The organism is Pseudomonas sp. 18-147, assembly GCF_051048045.1.
GTDB lineage: Bacteria > Pseudomonadota > Gammaproteobacteria > Pseudomonadales > Pseudomonadaceae > Pseudomonas > Pseudomonas aeruginosa.
In genome coordinates this window covers 5,384,969-5,403,226 of the sequence record NZ_CP182296.1, presented here as the reverse complement: position 1 = coordinate 5,403,226, position 18,258 = coordinate 5,384,969, and the positions used below count along the sequence as shown (strand labels likewise).

Below are 18,258 nucleotides of genomic sequence, written 5' to 3'. Positions count from 1 at the left end.
GAGGCTCGATCAGTTGGTATAGAGACGGGCGAGAACGGTCTGCAGGACGGTTTCGCTGTTGGTCTGGTTGCGCGCGACGCTATTGGTCTCGTAGTAGAAGGTGCCGATGCCGCGCATCAGGTTGCCGTATTCGGGGCTTTCCGCTTCGTTGACCTGGCCGCCCGAGGGAATGGGCAGGTTGTTCCACTGCACGCTGTAGAGCGTGCCCGCGGTGGTCGCGCTGCTGATGTCGCTGCCGCGGTAACTCATCCAGGTATTGGCGATGCCCTTCAGCACGCCGACCGGATTCTGGTGGGTGTCCGCCAGCTTCAGGTTCAGCGCGGCGAGGTCCAGCAGGCAGGGGCGGGCCACGTTGTCGGCCGTACAACCGGTGCCGGGCTCCGGCGGACGCAGGGTGTTGACGAAGCGCCGCTCGCCTTCGCGGAGTCCGGACTCGGCGGCGTTCTGCAAGCGAGTCTGTTCGATGACGTTGCCGGTGATGCGGCTTTCCAGTACCACTTCGCGCATGCTCGAGACCGCCAGCAGGGTGACGATCACCAGGATCGCCAGGGCGATGACCAGCGTGGCGCCGCGCTGTTGTGCAGGGAAGTTGTTCATGGCACGAGATTCCTGAGTGTCTGGCTGCCCTTGGCGATCTGGTAGAGGCGGTCCTTGTCGTTGCCTTGCAGGCTGGTCTTGGACGAGGGGTAGAGCGTGATCCAATCGTCCAGGGTCTTGCTGTCGCCCTGGCGCAGGTTCTTGTCGCTGGCCATCAGCGCGGAGTAGCGCAGGGCACGCACCGGACGGTCGGCGATGTTGGCCTGTTCGACGAAGCTTTCCACCTCGCGTTTGCCGGCCATGGTCGGGCCGACGCCGTACTCGAGCTTGAAGTCGACCAGGCCGCTGACGATCTCCTGGCCTTTTTCCTTGATTGTCTGCGCGGAGCAGGCGAGGCTGCCGGGGACATCGGCGGTCGCGGGAACGAACAGAACGCGTGCGGTGATGGCCTGGGCGGTAGCGAAGGGATCGCTAGGGGTGGTGATCGAGTTGCCTTCGCAGTCGTAGGCTTCGCCTGGCGCCGGTTGATAGCGGTAGCAGAATCCGCTCTGGCCGGCCTTGACCACGGCGGGCACCAGGGTCGAGCCGGCTTTGAATGCCTCGCAATAGGCGGTTTTCTGCTGCGCCGGGAAGGCAAACTCGTTGGGGTCGTCCGCACGCCTACGGAAACCCACCTTGGCCAGTTGCTGGTCCAGGAACATCATGGCGAAGCGTCCGTTTTCCTGGTTGCCTGCCTGGCCTTGCTGGAACAGGTAGTTGCGCTTGTTGTCCAGGTAGATCTGGGTAATCCCGAGAATCAGGAAGCTGCTGATGGCGAGGGCCACCAGTAGTTCGATCATGGACAGGCCCGATTGCCGTCGGGAGCGGTTGTTCATGCTCATGGCTCGACCCTGAGGGTGTAGTAGCAGAGGGAGGTGTCGGCGCTGCTGTCGGCGGCGTTGACGCAGGCGCCTTGCTTGCCGCGCCAGGCAAGGCGGATTTCCAGCATGGAGCCCTTGCCGTCGCAGTCGCCCGGCTTTGAGCTGCGGCAGATGTAGTAGTCGCTCTTCAGCAGGTCGCCAGCGCCTGGCAGTTCGTTCTTCACCTGTTCCGCCCAGCATCCCAGGCGGTCCTTGATCGCGTCGGGCAATGGCGTGCAGGAGGACGGCGCGGTGGGGAACGCCGACCCCTTGGCCTTGAAGAAGTCGGATTGCGTGGCCATCTGGTCCTTGACGTCGTACAGCGCCTTCGGGCTCGCCCGCATGCTTTCCAGCAGGTTGCTGCCGAGCATGGCTGCCTTGTTGCGCTCGACCGAGTCGGCGGTGTACTGGATGGTCTTGCCCTGCATGGCGATCATGCCCAGCACGCCGATGCTGATCAGCAGCAGGGCGACCAGCACTTCGATCATGCTGAAGCCGGATTGGTGCAGCGACCTGTGTCGCGATTTCAATAGCATGACTGGGGCGCCTTGGAGGAAGGTTCGAGTTGGATCCGGCCGGCCTGGCTGATGCTCAGCACGCGGCCCCCGTCGGTCTTGCCGTTCTGGCAGATGGCGAAGGTTCGTTCCGTTGGCGGTACGAGGGTACCGTTGGCCGTGAAGGTCAGATGTTCCACGGCGCTCTTTTCCTTCGCTGTCAGCGTGGCGGCACGGAAGCCGTCGTGTTTGCGCAGGGGCGCGGCGATCGAGCCGGAGGCCAGGACACCTATGCTCAGGCCCTTGCCCCAGTCCTTGTCCTTCAGCGCCTGGATGCTGATCGCGCGCCTCTGGGACACGGCTTCGCTGCGAGCGTACTGCAGCATCGCATTGAGTTCCTCGGCGGCGCTCTGCAGTTCGTTGCGTTCTGTCAGCTGCTTGAAGTTCGGAATGGCGAAGCTCGCCATGATGGCCAGCAGGACGACGATGATCAGCAACTCGATCAGGGTGAAGCCGGTCGAGTTGGAACGATATGACATGCGGTTGCTCCAGGGGGTCTACGCCTGGAAAGCATGCCAAACGGGCCTGGGAGCGTCTTGCGGTCGTTGACGGTCGGCCCGTGGGGCAGGACAACTGGTCCATGATCATCCGGAAGTGCTGCATAGCTCACGTTTCTCCCGGTTCTCCCTGGCGCTCGCGGTACGGAGCCGGCCCTGCCGGTTGAGGATCAGTTGCCAGGCAACGGTATGCCTTCCGCAGAGCAGAAACCGCCCGTTGTGAATGTTGAGCTGGCCGCTGGGGAGGAACCTGAGGCGGTTCGAACGGTTCCAGCGGAGCCTTTCCTTCTTTGCAAGCGCGCGTCCCACGAGAAGCCGTTCCCCACCGTCTTCCGCAAGCAGCCAGCCCTCTCCCCAGTCGCTGCCGCAGTGACGGCCATCGGTCGACGGACAGAGCGTCACCGGGCGCTGGTAGGCGACGGCATGGGTTCTGCCCAGCTGGATGCTCGCGCTCAGCTCGTGCAACACACTTCGCTCGCGATTGCCGTCCAGCCAGGCTGCCATCCCGGGCAGCGCCAGGCTTCCCAGTATTCCCAGCAGAACCAGCGCAAACAGCAGCTCGGTGAGCGTCAACGCTCTCTGCGACCTTTCGACCATGGCAGGCGGTCCTTTTGCTCGTATCATTCCGCGACGGTCGTATCTCGCCGGATTTTCCCCGTTGCCTCAATCAGCTGCGGGATGAGGCGTATGACCGACTTTTCTGCAACCCCTGTGTGATCGTGGAGGCCCTGGTGTCGGAAAGAGTTGTGGTAGTGGGCGCTGGCGTCATCGGCCTGTTGACCGCCCGGGAGCTGGCGCTCGCCGGACTGCGGGTGACCCTGGTGGAGCGGGGCGAGAGTGGGCGTGAGGCATCCTGGGCGGGAGGCGGGATCGTCTCGCCGCTCTATCCGTGGCGCTACAGCCCGGCGGTGACCGCCCTGGCGCACTGGTCGCAGGACTTCTACCCGGCCCTGGGGCAACGTTTGCTCGACGAGACCGGGCTCGATCCCGAGGTCCATACCGTTGGCCTGTACTGGCTGGACCTGGACGACCAGACCGAGGCACTGCAGTGGGCACGCAAGCACACCCGGCCGTTGAAGGAAGTGCCGATCGAGGAGGCCTACGCGGCGGTGCCCGGGCTGGGCGCCGGCTTCCAGCGGGCGGTCTACATGTCGGGCGTGGCCAATGTGCGCAATCCTCGCCTGGCGCGCTCATTGCGGGCATCCCTGCAACAATTCGCCAATCTCGAACTGCATGAGCAGACGGAGGTGCGCGGCTGGTTGCGCGACGGCGATCGAGTGCTCGGCGTGGCGACCTCGCGTGGCGAGATCCGTGGCGACAAGGTGCTGCTGGCGGCGGGCGCCTGGAGCGGCGAGTTGTTGAAGCCGCTTGGCCTGGAACTGCCCGTGGTACCGGTGAAAGGGCAGATGATCCTCTACAAGTGCGCGGCGGATTTCCTGCCGCGCATGGTGCTGGCCAAGGGGCGCTACGCGATTCCGCGGCGCGACGGCCACATCCTGATCGGCAGCACCTTGGAACATTCGGGCTTCGACAAGACGCCGACCGACGAGGCGCTGGAAAGCCTCAGGGCGTCTGCGGCAGAACTGTTGCCGGAACTGGCGGACATGCAGCCGGTGGCCCACTGGGCAGGGTTGCGCCCGGGCTCTCCCGAAGGCATCCCCTATATCGGTCCGGTGCCTGGCTTCGACGGGCTCTGGCTGAATACCGGGCACTACCGCAACGGGCTGGTCCTGGCACCGGCGTCGTGCCGTCTGCTGGCGGATCTCATGAGCGGGCGGGAACCGATCATCGACCCGGTCCCCTACGCCCCGGCTGGTCGCCTCTGAGGAGCGAAAACCAAAAGGCCTGTCTTCGGACAGGCCTTTTCACTTTCAGTCGATGCCCAGCTTTTTCAGGCGGTAGCGCATCGAGCGGAACGTCAGGCCCAGGCGCTGGGCCGCGGCGGTGCGGTTCCAGCGGGTCTCCTCGAGCGCCTGCATGATCAGCTTGCGCTCGATGTCTTCCAGGTAGTCCTCGAGGTTGTCTATTTCGCTCAGGCTCGCGGCGCCTTCCTGGCTGGCACCCGGCGCATCGGCCAGGCGCAGGTCGTGAGGCTGGATCTGGTCGTCTTCGCACAGGGTGTAGGCGCGCTCCAGCATGTTTTCCAGCTCGCGGACGTTGCCCGGGAAGCGGTAGTTCTTCAGCTTCTCCTGTGCGTCGCCGGTCAGCCTGGCGGCCGGCAGGCCGGTGTCGCCGGCCAGGCGCTTGAGGATGCGTTCGGCGAGCAGCGGGATGTCCTCGCGGCGTTCGCGCAGCGGCGGTACGCGCAGCTCGATGACGTTGAGGCGGTAGTAGAGGTCCTGGCGGAAGCGCCCGGCGCCGACTTCGGCGGCGAGGTCCTTGTGGGTGGCGCAGAGGATGCGCACGTCGACGGCGACCTCCTGCTGGCCGCCGACCGCGCGCACGGCCTTTTCCTGGATCGCCCGGAGCAGTTTGACCTGCATGGCCATCGGCAGGTCGGCGACTTCGTCGAGGAACAGGGTGCCGCCGCTGGCGGCCTGGAACAGGCCCTGCTTGTCTTCGATAGCGCCAGTGAAGCTGCCTTTCTTGTGGCCGAAGAACTCGCTTTCCATCAGTTCGGAGGGAATCGCGCCGCAGTTCACCGGCACGAACGGCCGCTCGATACGTGGCCCCTGCTCGTGGATCAGGCGCGCCACCAGCTCCTTGCCGCTACCGGACTCGCCACTGATGTAGACCGGCGCCTGGCTGCGCGCCAGCTTGCCGATCTGGTTGCGCAGGGCGCGCATCGGCGGCGACTCGCCGAGCAGGCGGTTGTCCACCGGCGCTTCCTCGGCTTCCGGGTTGCGCAAGCGCAGGGCGGTTGCCACCAGCTCCCGCAAGCGACCGAGGTCGACCGGTTTGGTGAGGAAGTCGAAGGCACCGGCCTTGAGCGCCTGGATCGCGGTGTCCAGGCTGCCGTACGCGGTGATCATGGCCACCGGGGTCTGTGGATGGCGCTGCTGGATGTACTGGACCAGATCGAGGCCGCTGCCGTCCGGCAGGCGCATGTCGGTGAGGCACAGGTCGAACGGCTCGCGGGCCAGCAACTCGCGGGCTTCCTTGACGTTGCGGGCGCTGCGGGTGTCCAGCTTCATGCGGCCGAGAGTGATTTCCAGCAGTTCGCGGATATCCGGTTCATCGTCGACGATCAGGGCTTTTTGTCGGCTCATGCGTGCGGCTTCCGTCAGCTGAGTTTGCGCGGGTGGGCGAAGGTGATGCGGAAGCAGCCGCCGCCTTCCTCGCGATTGCGGTAGTCGATCCGTGCCTGGTTGCTCTCGCAGAGCTCGCGGGAGAGATAGAGGCCCAGGCCGGTGCCTTTGCTTTCTGTAGTAAAGAAGGGTTCGAACAGGTTGTTCAGTTTGTCCGCCGGTACGCCGGGACCGTCGTCGATGATTTCCAGCACCGGCAGGTCGCTCTCCGGGTCGCGCGCGAGGCTCAGCCAGACCTGGCCGCGCCCGTGCGCCTGGGCGCTGTAGCGAAGACCGTTCTGCACCAGGTTGCTCAGCACCTGGTTCAACTGGTGTGGGTCCATGCGGGTCTGGATGTCGCCGGCACCGAGCTGCAGGTGCAGTTGGCTGTCGTTTCGCAGCCTGCCGGGGTATTCGTCGACGAACCGCTGAAGCCACTCCTTCAGGTCGAGCTGCTGCGGTTCGGCCTGGCGGCGACGGGAGAGCTGCAGGACGTTCTCGATGACCAGGTTCATCCGCTTCGACTGGTCCTGGATGATCTGCGTCAGGCGTCGGTCCGGGGCATCCAGTTCCTCTGACTCCTGCAGCAGTTGGGCGGCGTGGCTGATCGCGCCCAGCGGGTTGCGGATCTCATGGGCGATGCCGGCGGTCAGGCGGCCGAGACCGGCCAGCTTCATCTGCTGCGCCTGCTGGGCGATCTGCGAAATGTCTTCGAGGAAGATCAGCACGTGCTGGTCGTCTTCGCGGTTGAGGCTGATAAAGCTGGGTTGCACCGTCGGGCCATCCGGCACCACCTTGAGCGTCGGCGGACGGAGGCTGGGATTCAGGCGCCATTGCTTCATGCAGTGCATCAGCATCGGGCTGTGGCGGCCCAGGCTGGCGCCCTGCACGTCGTCCTGCCTGAGCAGGCCGAGGGCGGCCTGGTTGGCGAGGAGGATGGCCTGACGGCTATCGACCACGAGGATGCCGGTGCGCATGCGCTGCAGGATCAATGCGTTGAGTTCCTCCAGGTTGGCGACCGTCTCGGCGCGTTCTTCGGCCAGCGTTTCGGTCTGCTCCTGGCGCCGCACCAGAGCCTGGATCACCAGCGCGGCGGCGAAGCACAGGGTGCCGAGGCCGCCGGCCTGGACGTAGTGGTTGGTGGCGTCCGGACTGCTCAGGCTGAGGAAGAAGGTCAGGTAGAGCAGGCCGAGGCTGGCCGCCGCCGCGATGACCAGGCCGATGCGCCCGCGCAGCAGGATGTTGGCAATGGCCACCGCCACCACCAGCAGGCTGCCGATGCCGCTGGGCACGCCGCCACCTGCGTAGAACAGGCCGCAAAGCATCAGCACGTCGGTGAGCGCGAGGATGAAGATCGGCAGCAATTGCCGCGACGGCGGCAGGAACAGCGCGACCAGGATGTTGAAGACCAGGTAGCACCAACTGCCGACATGGAACAGTTCAGGGTGGACGAGCTTGAGGACCTGATCTTCCAGTTCGCTGGAGATTAGCAGGACCAGTACCAGGCCGATGGTCAGGCGGTACAGGTGGTACAGACGGAGGATGCGTTGCCCCTGCTCCTCGCTCAGCCGTAGCCGTTCAGCGCGCACGGTCGCCCTGGTCCTGGCGCAGGTGCGCCTGGCTGCAATACCAGCGTTGTTCGTGGGCGAGGGCGTTGGCCTGCGGCACGTGGACGCCGCAATGGGCGCAGCGGACCATCGGCGATGCGCTCGGCTCGTCCTGCGGACGTTGCTGCTGGCGCGGAGTGGGACGGGTAAAGCGACGCCAGAGCCAGAACGCGATGGCGATCAGGGCGATCCAGAACAGGAGGCGGAAAAGGCCCATGGTGATCTCGGAGGCTGGAGAAAGCTGCAGTTTAGCCAAGCCGCCGGCTCGATCCCAGCCGGGAAGGTCCAGGCTGTGCGGCGTTTGGCGCTGGAAGAGGCATGGCGGCGGGCAAAAAGAAGGGAGGCCTGCGCCTCCCTTCGGTGTTTCGTGCGATCAGTCGAAGAGACCGAAGGTCATGTAGCTCCACCAGGAGCGGCCGGAGTCTTCGTCGTCATCGCTCTCCGGCTTCTCGTCGTCGGCGCTGTGATCCTGGTTTTCCGGCTTCAGTTCGGCGGGGATCTCCCGCTCGGCATCCTCGTACTGCTTGATCACGTCCTTGGCGGCCTGGGTTTCCATGTGCGGCGGCGGCTCGCCGCCTTCGATCAGGCCCAGGGTGGCCTTGGCCAGCCAGGAGCGGGTGTCGGCCTCGCTTTCGCGGGCGACGAACTCGCCATCCTTGAGGCTGGCGTTATCCGGATAGTTGAGCTTGAGGGTTTCCAGGCTGGTGCTGGCCAGGTCGTCGAGACCCAGGCGACGGTAGGCTTCGACCATGATCGCCAGGCCATCGCCGACGGCCGGGGTTTCCTGGAAGTTCTCCACCACGTAGCGACCGCGGTTGGCGGCGGCGACATAGGCCTGGCGCTTCAGGTAGTAGTGGCCGACGTGCACTTCGTAGGCCGCCAGCAGGTTGCGCAGGTACACCATGCGCGCCTTGGCGTCCGGGGCGTAGCGGCTGTTGGGGAAGCGGCTGGTGAGCTGGGCGAACTCGTTGAAGGAGTCGCGGGCGGCACCCGGGTCGCGCTTGGTCATGTCCAGCGGCAGGAAGCGCGCCAGCAGGCCGCGGTCCTGGTCGAAGGAGGACAGGCCCTTGAGGTAGTAGGCGTAGTCGACGTTGGGGTGCTGCGGATGCAGGCGGATGAAGCGTTCGGCGGCGGCGCGGGCGGCTTCGGGCTCCATGTTCTTGTAGTTGGCGTAGATCAGCTCGAGCTGGGCCTGCTCGGCGTAGCGGCCGAAGGGATAGCGCGATTCGAGGGCTTTCAGCTTGGTGACGGCGCTGTTGTAGCTCTTGTTGTTGAGGTCGTCCTGCGCCTGCTGGTACAGCTGGCTCTCGCTCAGGTTCTCGTCGACAGTCTCCTTGTTCGAGGAGCAGGCTGCGGTGAGGGCGAGGATGGCGATCAGCAGCAGGTGTTTCACTTGCATGGCGGCTTGCGTCCCTGGGACGGTCGGCTTGGCCTCAACCGTCTGTTATGATTGGCGCCCCAGGCACCCCCTGGGACAAAGACCCCGTATTTAACCACAGCGCGTAGCCGATTCCAAAAGCCGCGCTGAGCATCGTCTCCTACTCATGTCCGATATGATTCAACGCGCGGCCGAGGTGCCGTTCGAGCTGGGTGGCCAGCGTCTCGACCAGATCGCCGCCCAGCTTTTTCCCGAACACTCCCGCTCCCGTCTGGCCGGCTGGATCAAGGACGGACGCCTGACCGTCGACGGCGCCGTGCTGCGCCCGCGCGACATCGTCCACAGCGGCGCGCAACTGGTCCTGGAGGCCGAGCAGGAAGCCCAGGGCGAGTGGCTCGCACAGGACATCGAGCTGGAAATCGTCTACGAGGACGAGCACATCCTGGTGATCGACAAGCCCGCCGGCCTGGTGGTCCATCCGGCTGCCGGCCATCAGGACGGCACCCTGCTGAATGCCTTGCTCTACCATGTCCCGGACATCGCCAATGTGCCGCGCGCCGGGATCGTCCACCGCCTGGACAAGGACACGACCGGCCTGATGGTGGTGGCCAAGACGCTGGAGGCCCACACCAAGCTGGTGGCGCAACTGCAGGCACGGTCGGTCAGCCGCATCTACGAGGCGATCGTGATCGGCGTGATCACCTCCGGCGGCACCATCGATGCGCCGATCGGACGGCATGGCGTGCAGCGGCAGAAGATGGCGGTGGTCGACGCCGGCAAGGTGGCGGTCAGCCATTACCGCGTGCTGGAACGCTTCCGTGCGCACACCCATACCCGGGTCAAGCTGGAGACCGGGCGTACCCACCAGATCCGCGTGCACATGAGCCATATCGGCTATCCCCTGGTCGGCGATCCGGTCTACGGTGGGCGCTTCAGGATTCCCCCGGTGGCCAGCCAGACCCTGGTCCAGACTCTTCGCGAGTTCCCCCGGCAGGCGCTGCACGCGCGCTTCCTCGAACTGGATCACCCGGCCACCGGCGTGCGCATGAAGTGGGAGTCGCCGCTGCCGGAAGACTTCCTCTGGCTGCTCAGCCTGTTGCGCCAGGATCGCGAGGCGTTCGTCGGATGAACGCCTGGCTGACCCCCGACTGGCCGGCGCCGGCCCGTGTGCGGGCCTGCGTGACCACGCGCAGTGGCGGGGTCAGCCAGGCCCCCTTCGACAGTCTGAACCTCGGCGCCCACGTCGACGACGATCCGCGCGCCGTGGAAGAAAACCGCCGACGCCTGACCGAGCGTCTGGAATGCCGGCCGAGCTGGTTGGACCAGGTGCACGGAGTGACGGTGGTGGAGGCCGACCCGAGCCGGGTGCTCAGGGCCGACGCCAGCTGGAGCGCGATGCCGGGCGTCGCCTGTACGATCATGACCGCCGACTGCCTGCCGGCGTTGTTCTGCGACCGCTCGGGCACCCGCGTGGCGGCGGCCCATGCCGGCTGGCGCGGGCTGGCGGCGGGCGTGCTGGAGGCGACGGTGGACAGCCTGGGCGTGCCCGGCGACGAACTGCTGGTCTGGCTGGGGCCGGCGATCGGCCCGCAGGCCTTCGAGGTCGGCGGCGAGGTCCGCGATGCATTCGTCGCTGCGCACGCCGAGGCGCGCTCGGCTTTCGTACCTAGCGCCAATCCGGGCCGCTTCATGGCCGACATCTACCGACTCGCGCGGATCCGCCTGGGCGCCCATGGCGTCACCGCCGTGCATGGCGGCGGCTTCTGCACCTTCAGCGATACCGCGCGCTTCTATTCCTACCGCCGCTCGTCGCGTACCGGCCGTTTTGCCAGCCTGGTCTGGCTCCAGGACTAGGCCCGCGCAGGTTATCCGGCGGCAACTGACCGATGTCACGGTCCGGTCGCTTGAACCGCGGAAAATCGCCCTTATCTACTGAGTCATCTCGGCGGGCTTTTCTTCATCAGGGACACCCATCGTTCCGGCCCGCTCTATAGAAGGAAGGACGACCCATGCGAATAGACCGTTTGACCAGCAAGCTGCAACTGGCGCTCTCCGACGCCCAGTCCCTGGCCGTTGGCCATGACCATCCGGCCATCGAGCCGGTGCACCTGCTTTCCGCCCTGCTCGAGCAGCAAGGCGGTTCGATCAAGCCCCTGCTGATGCAGGTCGGCTTCGATATCGCCGCCCTGCGCAGCGGCCTCAACAAAGAACTCGACGCGCTGCCGAAGATCCAGAGCCCGACCGGCGACGTGAACCTGTCCCAGGATCTCGCACGCCTGCTCAACCAGGCTGACCGCCTGGCCCAGCAGAAGGGCGACCAGTTCATCTCCAGCGAGCTGGTATTGCTGGCCGCGATGGACGAGAACACCAGGCTCGGCAAGCTGCTGCTCGGCCAGGGCGTGTCGCGCAAGGCGCTGGAGAATGCCGTGGCCAACCTGCGTGGCGGCGAAGCGGTGAACGACCCGAACGTCGAGGAGTCGCGCCAGGCGCTGGACAAGTACACCGTCGACATGACCAAGCGCGCCGAGGAAGGCAAGCTCGACCCGGTGATCGGTCGCGACGACGAGATCCGCCGGACCATCCAGGTCCTGCAGCGGCGGACCAAGAACAACCCGGTGCTGATCGGCGAACCCGGCGTCGGCAAGACCGCCATCGTCGAGGGCCTGGCCCAGCGCATCATCAACGGCGAAGTGCCGGACGGCCTCAAGGACAAGCGCCTGCTGGCCCTGGACATGGGGGCGCTGATCGCCGGTGCCAAGTTCCGCGGCGAGTTCGAGGAACGCCTGAAGGCGGTCCTCAACGAACTGGGCAAGCAGGAAGGCCGGGTCATCCTGTTCATCGACGAACTGCACACCATGGTCGGCGCCGGCAAGGCGGAAGGCGCCATGGACGCCGGCAACATGCTCAAGCCGGCTCTGGCGCGCGGCGAGCTGCACTGCGTCGGTGCTACTACCCTCGACGAGTATCGCCAGTACATCGAGAAGGATGCCGCGCTGGAGCGCCGCTTCCAGAAGGTGCTGGTGGACGAACCGAGCGAGGAAGACACCATCGCCATCCTCCGTGGCCTCAAGGAACGCTATGAAGTGCACCACGGGGTGAGCATCACCGACGGCGCGATCATCGCCGCGGCCAAGCTGTCGCACCGCTACATCACCGATCGGCAACTGCCGGACAAGGCCATCGACCTGATCGACGAGGCCGCCAGCCGCATCCGCATGGAGATCGACTCCAAGCCGGAGGAACTGGATCGTCTCGACCGACGCCTGATCCAGCTGAAGATCGAGCGCGAGGCGCTGAAGAAGGAAGACGACGAAGCCACCAGGAAGCGCCTGGCCAAGCTGGAGGAGGATATCGTCAAGCTCGAGCGCGAATACGCCGACCTCGAGGAGATCTGGAAGTCCGAGAAGGCCGAGGTGCAGGGCTCGGCACAGATCCAGCAGAAGATCGAGCAGGCCAAGCAGGAGATGGAGGCGGCGCGGCGCAAGGGCGACCTCGAGAGCATGGCGCGCATCCAGTACCAGACCATCCCGGACCTGGAACGCAGCCTGCAGATGGTCGACCAGCACGGCAAGACCGAGAACCAGTTGCTGCGCAACAAGGTGACCGACGAGGAAATCGCCGAAGTGGTTTCCAAGTGGACCGGTATCCCGGTGTCGAAGATGCTCGAGGGCGAGCGCGAGAAGCTGCTGCGCATGGAGCAGGAGCTGCATCGGCGAGTGATCGGCCAGGACGAGGCGGTAGTCGCCGTGTCCAACGCCGTGCGCCGTTCGCGCGCCGGCCTCGCCGATCCGAACCGGCCGAGCGGCTCGTTCCTCTTCCTCGGCCCGACCGGGGTGGGCAAGACCGAGTTGTGCAAGGCGCTGGCCGAGTTCCTCTTCGATACCGAGGAGGCGCTGGTGCGGATCGATATGTCCGAGTTCATGGAGAAACACTCGGTGGCCCGCCTGATCGGCGCGCCTCCGGGCTACGTCGGCTTTGAGGAAGGCGGCTACCTGACCGAGGCGATCCGCCGCAAGCCCTACTCGGTGGTGCTGCTGGACGAGGTGGAGAAGGCCCATCCGGATGTATTCAACATTCTCCTCCAGGTGCTCGAGGACGGACGCCTGACCGACAGTCACGGGCGTACGGTGGACTTCCGCAACACCGTGGTGGTGATGACCTCCAACCTCGGTTCGGCACAGATCCAGGAGCTGGCCGGCGACCGCGAGGCGCAACGTGCCGCAGTGATGGACGCGGTCAATGCGCACTTCCGTCCGGAATTCATCAACCGGATCGACGAAGTGGTGGTATTCGAGCCGCTGGCTCGCGAGCAGATCGCCGGCATCGCCGAGATCCAGCTCGGTCGCCTGCGCAAGCGCCTGGCCGAGCGCGAGCTGAGCCTGGAACTGAGCCAGGAGGCGCTGGACAAGCTGATCGCCGTCGGCTTCGACCCGGTCTATGGCGCACGCCCGCTGAAGCGGGCCATCCAGCGCTGGATCGAGAACCCGCTGGCGCAACTGATCCTGGCCGGCAAATTCGCGCCGGGTGCCAGTATCTCGGCGAAGTTGGAAGGAGACGAGATCGTCTTCGCCTGACCTCTTCGTGGACGGACAGGGAAAGCCCCGCTTCGGCGGGGCTTTTTCATGGGCGTCCGGTAGGAGCGAGAGCGCTGCCGCATGCAGTGGAAGGGCCGTTTTGCCGCTCGTGGAAAAAGAAGAAAAACTTTTTGGATCAGAGGGTTGACATGCCCGCGCGCATCCGTAAAATGGCGCGCCTCTGAGACGCGAATCCAGCAACACCGGAAGCGTCCAGGGTTGGAAGAAAGACGTTCCGCGATAGCTCAGTCGGTAGAGCAAATGACTGTTAATCATTGGGTCCCTGGTTCGAGTCCAGGTCGCGGAGCCAACTTCCAATCGGGGTATAGCGCAGTCCGGTAGCGCGCCTGCTTTGGGAGCAGGATGTCGGGAGTTCGAATCTCTCTACCCCGACCACCTCATACTTGGGTCGTTAGCTCAGTCGGTAGAGCAGTTGGCTTTTAACCAATTGGTCGTAGGTTCGAATCCTACACGACCCACCATATTCAAGACGAAAAAGCCCACCTGCGAAGGTGGGCTTTTTCGTTTCTGTACCCTTATTTTCCGAATGCTGGCCTGTGGGAAGGAGGAGGGGCCGCTCTTCCAGCCCTGTTTCTCCGACGCCTGGCCTTCCCGCATGGCATTCATCGAGCGTCTGGAGGCGGCGGGCCCTGAGGCCCGGCCGCTCCATCGAACAGGAAGCCTCCCGGTACGGGTACCGGGAGAATCGATTCACAGGTTGTAGTGGCGACCTATCATTGGAACGGTCGCCGCAGCCCCGTATACCGAGTTCCAGGACTGCCAGCCAAAATTGATGCCGATCAGTCCGCCATGGATCTGGTTGGGGATTTGTGGCTCCAGCCTGCCGCTGGCCGAAGAACCCATGACATTCCCCTGGTTCCAGGCGACCAGGCCGCCCAGCAGACCCGAGCCTCCGACCTTGCCGGAAGCGGAAGCGCCGCTGATGGTGGCGGTGCTGAAGCCCACCAGCCCGCCAATATAGCTATCGTAGCCCGCCGTCACATCGCCGCCGGCCGAGGCCCCCAGGATGAGAGCCTGCCAGCCCTCCAGGGAGCCGACCAGTCCGCCGGCCCTGATCCCGGCGCCTCCGCTCACCGCACCGCTGGCCTTGGCGGAGCGGATCGAGGTGTTTTCACCGCGGCCGACCAACCCTCCCAGGTTGTGGCCGGTCTTGTCGTTCACGATTCCATGACTGCTGGCGAGCATCAGCGAACCTCGCAGGTCACTGCCGATCAACCCGCCGATGGCCCTGGAACCACTGGCGCTGACGTTGCCCGAAGCCGAGACGTTCGTCAGCGAGGCGGCATCGTTATAGCCGACGAGTCCGCCGACGCGACTGCCCTTGCCCCCGGTGACATTGCCGGATGCCGCCAGGGTGCTGTGGTTGCCGCCCCGGTTGTGGCCGATCAGCCCTCCCACGTCACTGTTCGCCCCTGCGTTTACCCACCCGGAGGCCTTCAGGTTGGAATGATTGCCGCCGAGGTTGGACCCTATCAGGCCACCCAGGGTTTTGCCGCTGCCGTCGGTGACTTCGCCACTGGCGGAACCGTTGATGACGGAGCCGTACAGGTTTTCTCCGAGCAGACCGCCAACCGCTTCTGCTCCGCGGGTAGCGACATTGCCCTTGGCGGAGGCATTGACCAGCGAGGCATTGGCGTTGAGACCGATCAGGCCGCCGGCCTGGAGCAGCGACCCACCACTCAGGTTGCCGCTGGCACTGACGTTGGCCAGGTTGCCTGCCTGGTTGTGGCCGATCAGGCCTCCCAGGTAGCGACCGGCTTGCAGGCTGACATCGCCATGGGCGCTGGCGTTGTTGATGGCCGCGTTCAGGTTCCGGCCGATCAGCCCGCCCAGTGCTTCCGCGTCTGTGCCCCGGACCTTGCCGCTGGCCGTGGCGTGGGCAATACCACTGTTTACGTTGAGGCCGATGAGCCCACCGTACAGGCCGCGCTGTCCGTTGCCTGAGACGTCGACGGAGGCGGAAACGTCCGCCAGTCCGCCGGCGGAGCTGTATCCGACCAGTCCTCCCAGGTTCATCCCGTGACCGCTCAGCGACAGCGTTCCCTGACTGCCGCTGCTGCGGATGAGGCCGCCGCGGTTCCTGCCTACCAGGCCCCCCGCGCCGTAGTGGCTGGCATGGTCCTTCAACTGGCCGGAGATGGCAAAATCGGCCCGGCTGTTGGAGATGCTGGCCACGCCCCTGGCTGTGCTGATGTTTTCGGCTGCGAGTCCGCCCAGAGCATAGGTGTGGCGGTTGCCGACCAGCGTGCCGCTGGCGCTGGCGTTGTCGATGCTGCCCAGGTTCAGCGCGACCAGCCCGCCGAGGCTGTTCAGCTGCGAGGCCGCGGCGATACGGATGTCGCTGGCGTTCACATTGTCGATGCGACCGAGGTTGACGGCGGCCAGGCTACCGACCTGGACGTTGTAGTGGGTGGCCTGTGCTCCATCGGCGGAAATGCGTTCCAGGTTCAGGTTGCGAAGGGTGCCCCGGTTGACGCTGAACAGGCCGGAGTAGGCGCCGGTGCCGTAGACGGCGAGATTATCGATGGTGTTGCCCAGGCCGTCGAAGGTACCGCCGAAGGCGCTCGCGTTGCCTATCGACAGGAAGCTGGAGTTGCCGCCTGCGATTCGATTGCCGAGGACATAGCTGCCGCCCAGGTCCCTATCGATGCCGCGCAACTGCTGCAGGTCCTGGATCACGCTGTAGTCCCGCCCATTGGCGCGGAATCCTGCGTTCTTGCCGGACAGGGTGATCCGGGTGCCTTCGGCCAGGGCATAACCCTTGTCCGAATTGAATTCGACCCGGGCTCCCTGGCCAGTGAGAGAGAGGCTGTCGTCGATACGGAGAGGGCGCTGCCCGGCATTGAGAGTAAGGCTGGCGTTTTCCCCCTGGGCCGTCAGCGCGCCATTGATCCTGAGGTCCCCGCGCTCGGCGGTTAGCGTCAGGCCGTTGCCGCTGTCCCAGGACAGCGGCGCGCCGACATGCGCGTTGCCCCGGGTGGCGACCACTTCGACGTTGCTTGTGGAAAGGTTGCGGGCCAGGGTATCGGCATGCAACGTCGGGCCTTTTCCCGCGCTGCTTGGATTCGCCAGGCCGGAACCGACATTCTCGTTGCTCCGGGCCTGAACGGTACGTGACCTGACGTTGGTGGCGGAGTTGCCGAAGACCTTGTTACCGCCGGTCTGGACCTGCACGACATGCACATTGCCGGCGTCGGCGGCGATATCGGGTAGCGTCTGGACCTGGACGATGCTGGAGCCATTGGCGCCTGGGCTCAGGTTGGGGAGAGTCTGGGTCTGGACGACATCGATTCCGCTGACGCCGGGGCCGATGTTGGCACCGCTCTGGCTCTGCACGATTGTGACGCCATTGACGCCCGAGCCGATGCTGGGGCCGCTCTGGCTCTGCACGACGCTGATGCCACTCGCGCCTGAACCGATATTTGCGCCATTCTGGCTTTGCACAACGGTGATGCCACTTGCGCCAGAACCGATATTGGCACCGTTCTGGCTCTGCACGACAGTCACGCCATTGACGCCCGAGCCGATATTGGGGCTGTTCTGGCTCTGCACGACGCTGATGCCACTCGCGCCGGCGCCGATATTGGCGCCATTCTGGCTTTGCACGACGCTGATGCCATTGGCGCCCGCGCCGATATTGGGGCTGTTCTGGCTTTGCACGACGCTGATGCCACTTGCGCCCGAGCCGATGTTGGCGCCGCTCTGGCTCTGCACTGCGGAGGTACCGTTGGCGCCGGCGGCGAGGTCGACGGCCGGCTGCTGCTGAACGATGGTCACGCCGTTGCTATCGGACGCATTGGCCCCGGCTGGGCCCTGCGCTACATGGACCTGGCCGGAACCATCACCGGCAGCGTTTGCCTGGCCGACAGCGGCTACGCTGACCTCGTGCGAGAGAATCCTCCAGGTGCCGGTTGCGCCCTGGTCGGCATGGGTGTCCACCTGCGCGGTTCGCTGTATCTCGACGTTCGCGCCCTGGTTCAGCACCAGGCCGCCATTGCCTCCGCCGATGGCGCTGGCGTCCTGCTTGCCGGCCACCCGCACGGTACCCTGTTCGCCGCCGTCGAGGACGATGCGTCCTTCCGCGCTGCGTAGCGTCCTGGCCTCGAGAGTGCCCTGGTTGTTGACGACGGTCTTGAGCAGGCTGTCGGCGCTGCGGGCGCTCATCAGCACCTGGCCGCCATCGGCGCGGATGAGGCCGCCGTTGTGTGCGAGAGCGTCGACCGAGCCCTTGTCCACCTGCAGGTTGAGCAGGCCGTCGCCGTCGAAATTGAGGTTGATGCCCTGGCCTGCGCCCAGGGCCACGTCGCCGAGTTGCGCCTGGATCACGCCGTCGTTGCTGACCCGGGCGCCCAGCAGGGCGATGCTGCCGCCTTCGCTGGCTTGCAGGCTGCCGGCATTGCTTACGGTTGCGCCGGAGTCGCCGGAGAACTGGTAGTTGCCGGCGAGGAAGTCCCTGTCGGCCAGGTCCAGGGTGGAAGCCACCAGGCCGCCTACGTTGACCTGGGCGGACTTGCCGAAGACCACGCCGTTGGGATTGACCAGGAAGACCTTGCCGTTGGCATCTATCCGCCCCTGGATATCGCTGCCGTTGCGGCCGATCACCCGGTTCAGGGCGACGGCGTCCTGGCCCGGCTGGTGGAAGCTGACCCGCTCATCGGCACGGACGCTGAACTCGTTCCAATTGGTGATCAGCTTGTGGCTCTGCTGGTCGATGACCATATGCCGGCCATCGGTGGATGTCTGGAATCCGGCATCGCCTGAAACGACCGTGGCGCCGCTGGGCAGGGCGAAGGCGGGGGCCTGGCAGAACAGGCCGAGCAGTGACGCTCCGGCGACTACGAGCGCCTTGCCGCGTCCGCTCTTGCTGCGCCGACGGGTACCTTCGCTTGCGACGTTCCAACAGCCTGTGGCCTGGTTCCAGACCAGCGTATAGCTCTTGTTCATGGCTTTTCCTTTCAGTGGGG

14 protein-coding genes and 3 tRNA genes are annotated in these 18,258 nt (G+C 65.4%); 7 read left to right on the top strand and 10 right to left on the bottom strand.

Annotated features, from left to right (window positions below):
- Positions 1-9: 9 nt before the first annotated feature.
- The 5 genes from pilX to ACM0M4_RS25635 form a co-directional block, all read right to left on the bottom strand.
- Complete coding sequence (pilX, locus tag ACM0M4_RS25655) at positions 10-597, bottom strand: type 4a pilus minor pilin PilX (protein WP_003112826.1); 588 nt, start codon at positions 595-597, stop codon at positions 10-12.
- Entirely contained in the window at positions 594-1,418 is an 825-nt protein-coding gene (pilW, locus tag ACM0M4_RS25650; protein WP_003119422.1) for a type 4a pilus minor pilin PilW, read from the bottom strand. Before pilW ends, pilX begins: the two co-directional genes overlap by 4 nt.
- Complete coding sequence (gene pilV / locus ACM0M4_RS25645; RefSeq protein WP_003119423.1) at positions 1,415-1,972, bottom strand: type 4a pilus minor pilin PilV; 558 nt, start codon at positions 1,970-1,972, stop codon at positions 1,415-1,417. Before pilV ends, pilW begins: the two co-directional genes overlap by 4 nt.
- Positions 1,963-2,469: a GspH/FimT family pseudopilin gene (locus ACM0M4_RS25640; protein ID WP_003102598.1), complete on the bottom strand. Its 507-nt coding sequence runs from the start codon at positions 2,467-2,469 to the stop codon at positions 1,963-1,965. Before ACM0M4_RS25640 ends, pilV begins: the two co-directional genes overlap by 10 nt.
- A 105-nt stretch (positions 2,470-2,574) precedes the next feature.
- On the bottom strand, positions 2,575-3,084 hold the full coding sequence (locus ACM0M4_RS25635; protein ID WP_003102595.1) for a GspH/FimT family pseudopilin: 510 nt from the start codon (positions 3,082-3,084) through the stop codon (positions 2,575-2,577).
- A 134-nt stretch (positions 3,085-3,218) separates the two neighbouring features.
- Here ACM0M4_RS25635 and thiO point away from each other — a divergent pair, with 134 nt between their 5' ends.
- Positions 3,219-4,313 carry a glycine oxidase ThiO gene (gene thiO / locus ACM0M4_RS25630; RefSeq protein WP_003119424.1) on the top strand — a complete coding sequence of 365 codons (1,095 nt, stop codon included), beginning with the start codon at positions 3,219-3,221 and terminating at the stop codon, positions 4,311-4,313.
- 45 nt (positions 4,314-4,358) lie between these two features.
- Here the strand turns inward: thiO and pilR are convergent, their stop codons facing one another.
- From pilR to ACM0M4_RS25610, 4 genes are all read right to left on the bottom strand, one after another.
- The gene (gene pilR / locus ACM0M4_RS25625; RefSeq protein WP_003094694.1) at positions 4,359-5,696 is read right to left on the bottom strand and encodes a two-component system response regulator PilR; all 1,338 of its coding nucleotides are present in this window, start codon (positions 5,694-5,696) and stop codon (positions 4,359-4,361) included.
- Between the two features lie 14 nt (positions 5,697-5,710).
- On the bottom strand, positions 5,711-7,303 hold the full coding sequence (pilS, locus tag ACM0M4_RS25620) for a two-component system sensor histidine kinase PilS (protein WP_003123394.1): 1,593 nt from the start codon (positions 7,301-7,303) through the stop codon (positions 5,711-5,713).
- Entirely contained in the window at positions 7,293-7,538 is a 246-nt protein-coding gene (locus ACM0M4_RS25615; protein ID WP_003102591.1) for a PP0621 family protein, read from the bottom strand. Before ACM0M4_RS25615 ends, pilS begins: the two co-directional genes overlap by 11 nt.
- 156 nt (positions 7,539-7,694) lie before the next feature.
- Positions 7,695-8,720, bottom strand: coding sequence for an outer membrane protein assembly factor BamD (locus tag ACM0M4_RS25610; protein WP_003102590.1), 1,026 nt, complete (start codon positions 8,718-8,720; stop codon positions 7,695-7,697).
- A 145-nt stretch (positions 8,721-8,865) separates the two neighbouring features.
- Here ACM0M4_RS25610 and rluD point away from each other — a divergent pair, with 145 nt between their 5' ends.
- The 6 genes from rluD to ACM0M4_RS25580 all read left to right on the top strand — a co-directional run bounded on the left by rluD (position 8,866) and on the right by ACM0M4_RS25580 (position 13,755).
- Positions 8,866-9,828 carry a 23S rRNA pseudouridine(1911/1915/1917) synthase RluD gene (rluD, locus tag ACM0M4_RS25605; RefSeq protein ID WP_003094686.1) on the top strand — a complete coding sequence of 321 codons (963 nt, stop codon included), beginning with the start codon at positions 8,866-8,868 and terminating at the stop codon, positions 9,826-9,828.
- Entirely contained in the window at positions 9,825-10,553 is a 729-nt protein-coding gene (gene pgeF / locus ACM0M4_RS25600) for a peptidoglycan editing factor PgeF (protein ID WP_003102588.1), read from the top strand. The genes rluD and pgeF overlap by 4 nt, the downstream gene beginning before the upstream one ends.
- A gap of 155 nt (positions 10,554-10,708) precedes the next feature.
- Positions 10,709-13,273 carry an ATP-dependent chaperone ClpB gene (gene clpB / locus ACM0M4_RS25595; protein ID WP_003145976.1) on the top strand — a complete coding sequence of 855 codons (2,565 nt, stop codon included), beginning with the start codon at positions 10,709-10,711 and terminating at the stop codon, positions 13,271-13,273.
- 234 nt (positions 13,274-13,507) lie between these two features.
- A tRNA-Asn gene (locus ACM0M4_RS25590) sits at positions 13,508-13,583 on the top strand.
- A 9-nt stretch (positions 13,584-13,592) separates the two neighbouring features.
- Positions 13,593-13,669: transfer RNA gene (locus tag ACM0M4_RS25585), tRNA-Pro, on the top strand.
- Between the two features lie 10 nt (positions 13,670-13,679).
- Positions 13,680-13,755, top strand: a tRNA-Lys gene (locus ACM0M4_RS25580).
- Positions 13,756-13,984: 229 nt separating this feature from the next.
- Here ACM0M4_RS25580 and tpsA4 read toward each other — a convergent pair.
- Positions 13,985-18,238 (bottom strand): two-partner secretion system exoprotein TpsA4, encoded by a 4,254-nt coding sequence (gene tpsA4, locus ACM0M4_RS25575; protein ID WP_054375995.1) that lies wholly within the window; start codon positions 18,236-18,238, stop codon positions 13,985-13,987.
- Between the last annotated feature and the right edge of the window lie 20 nt (positions 18,239-18,258).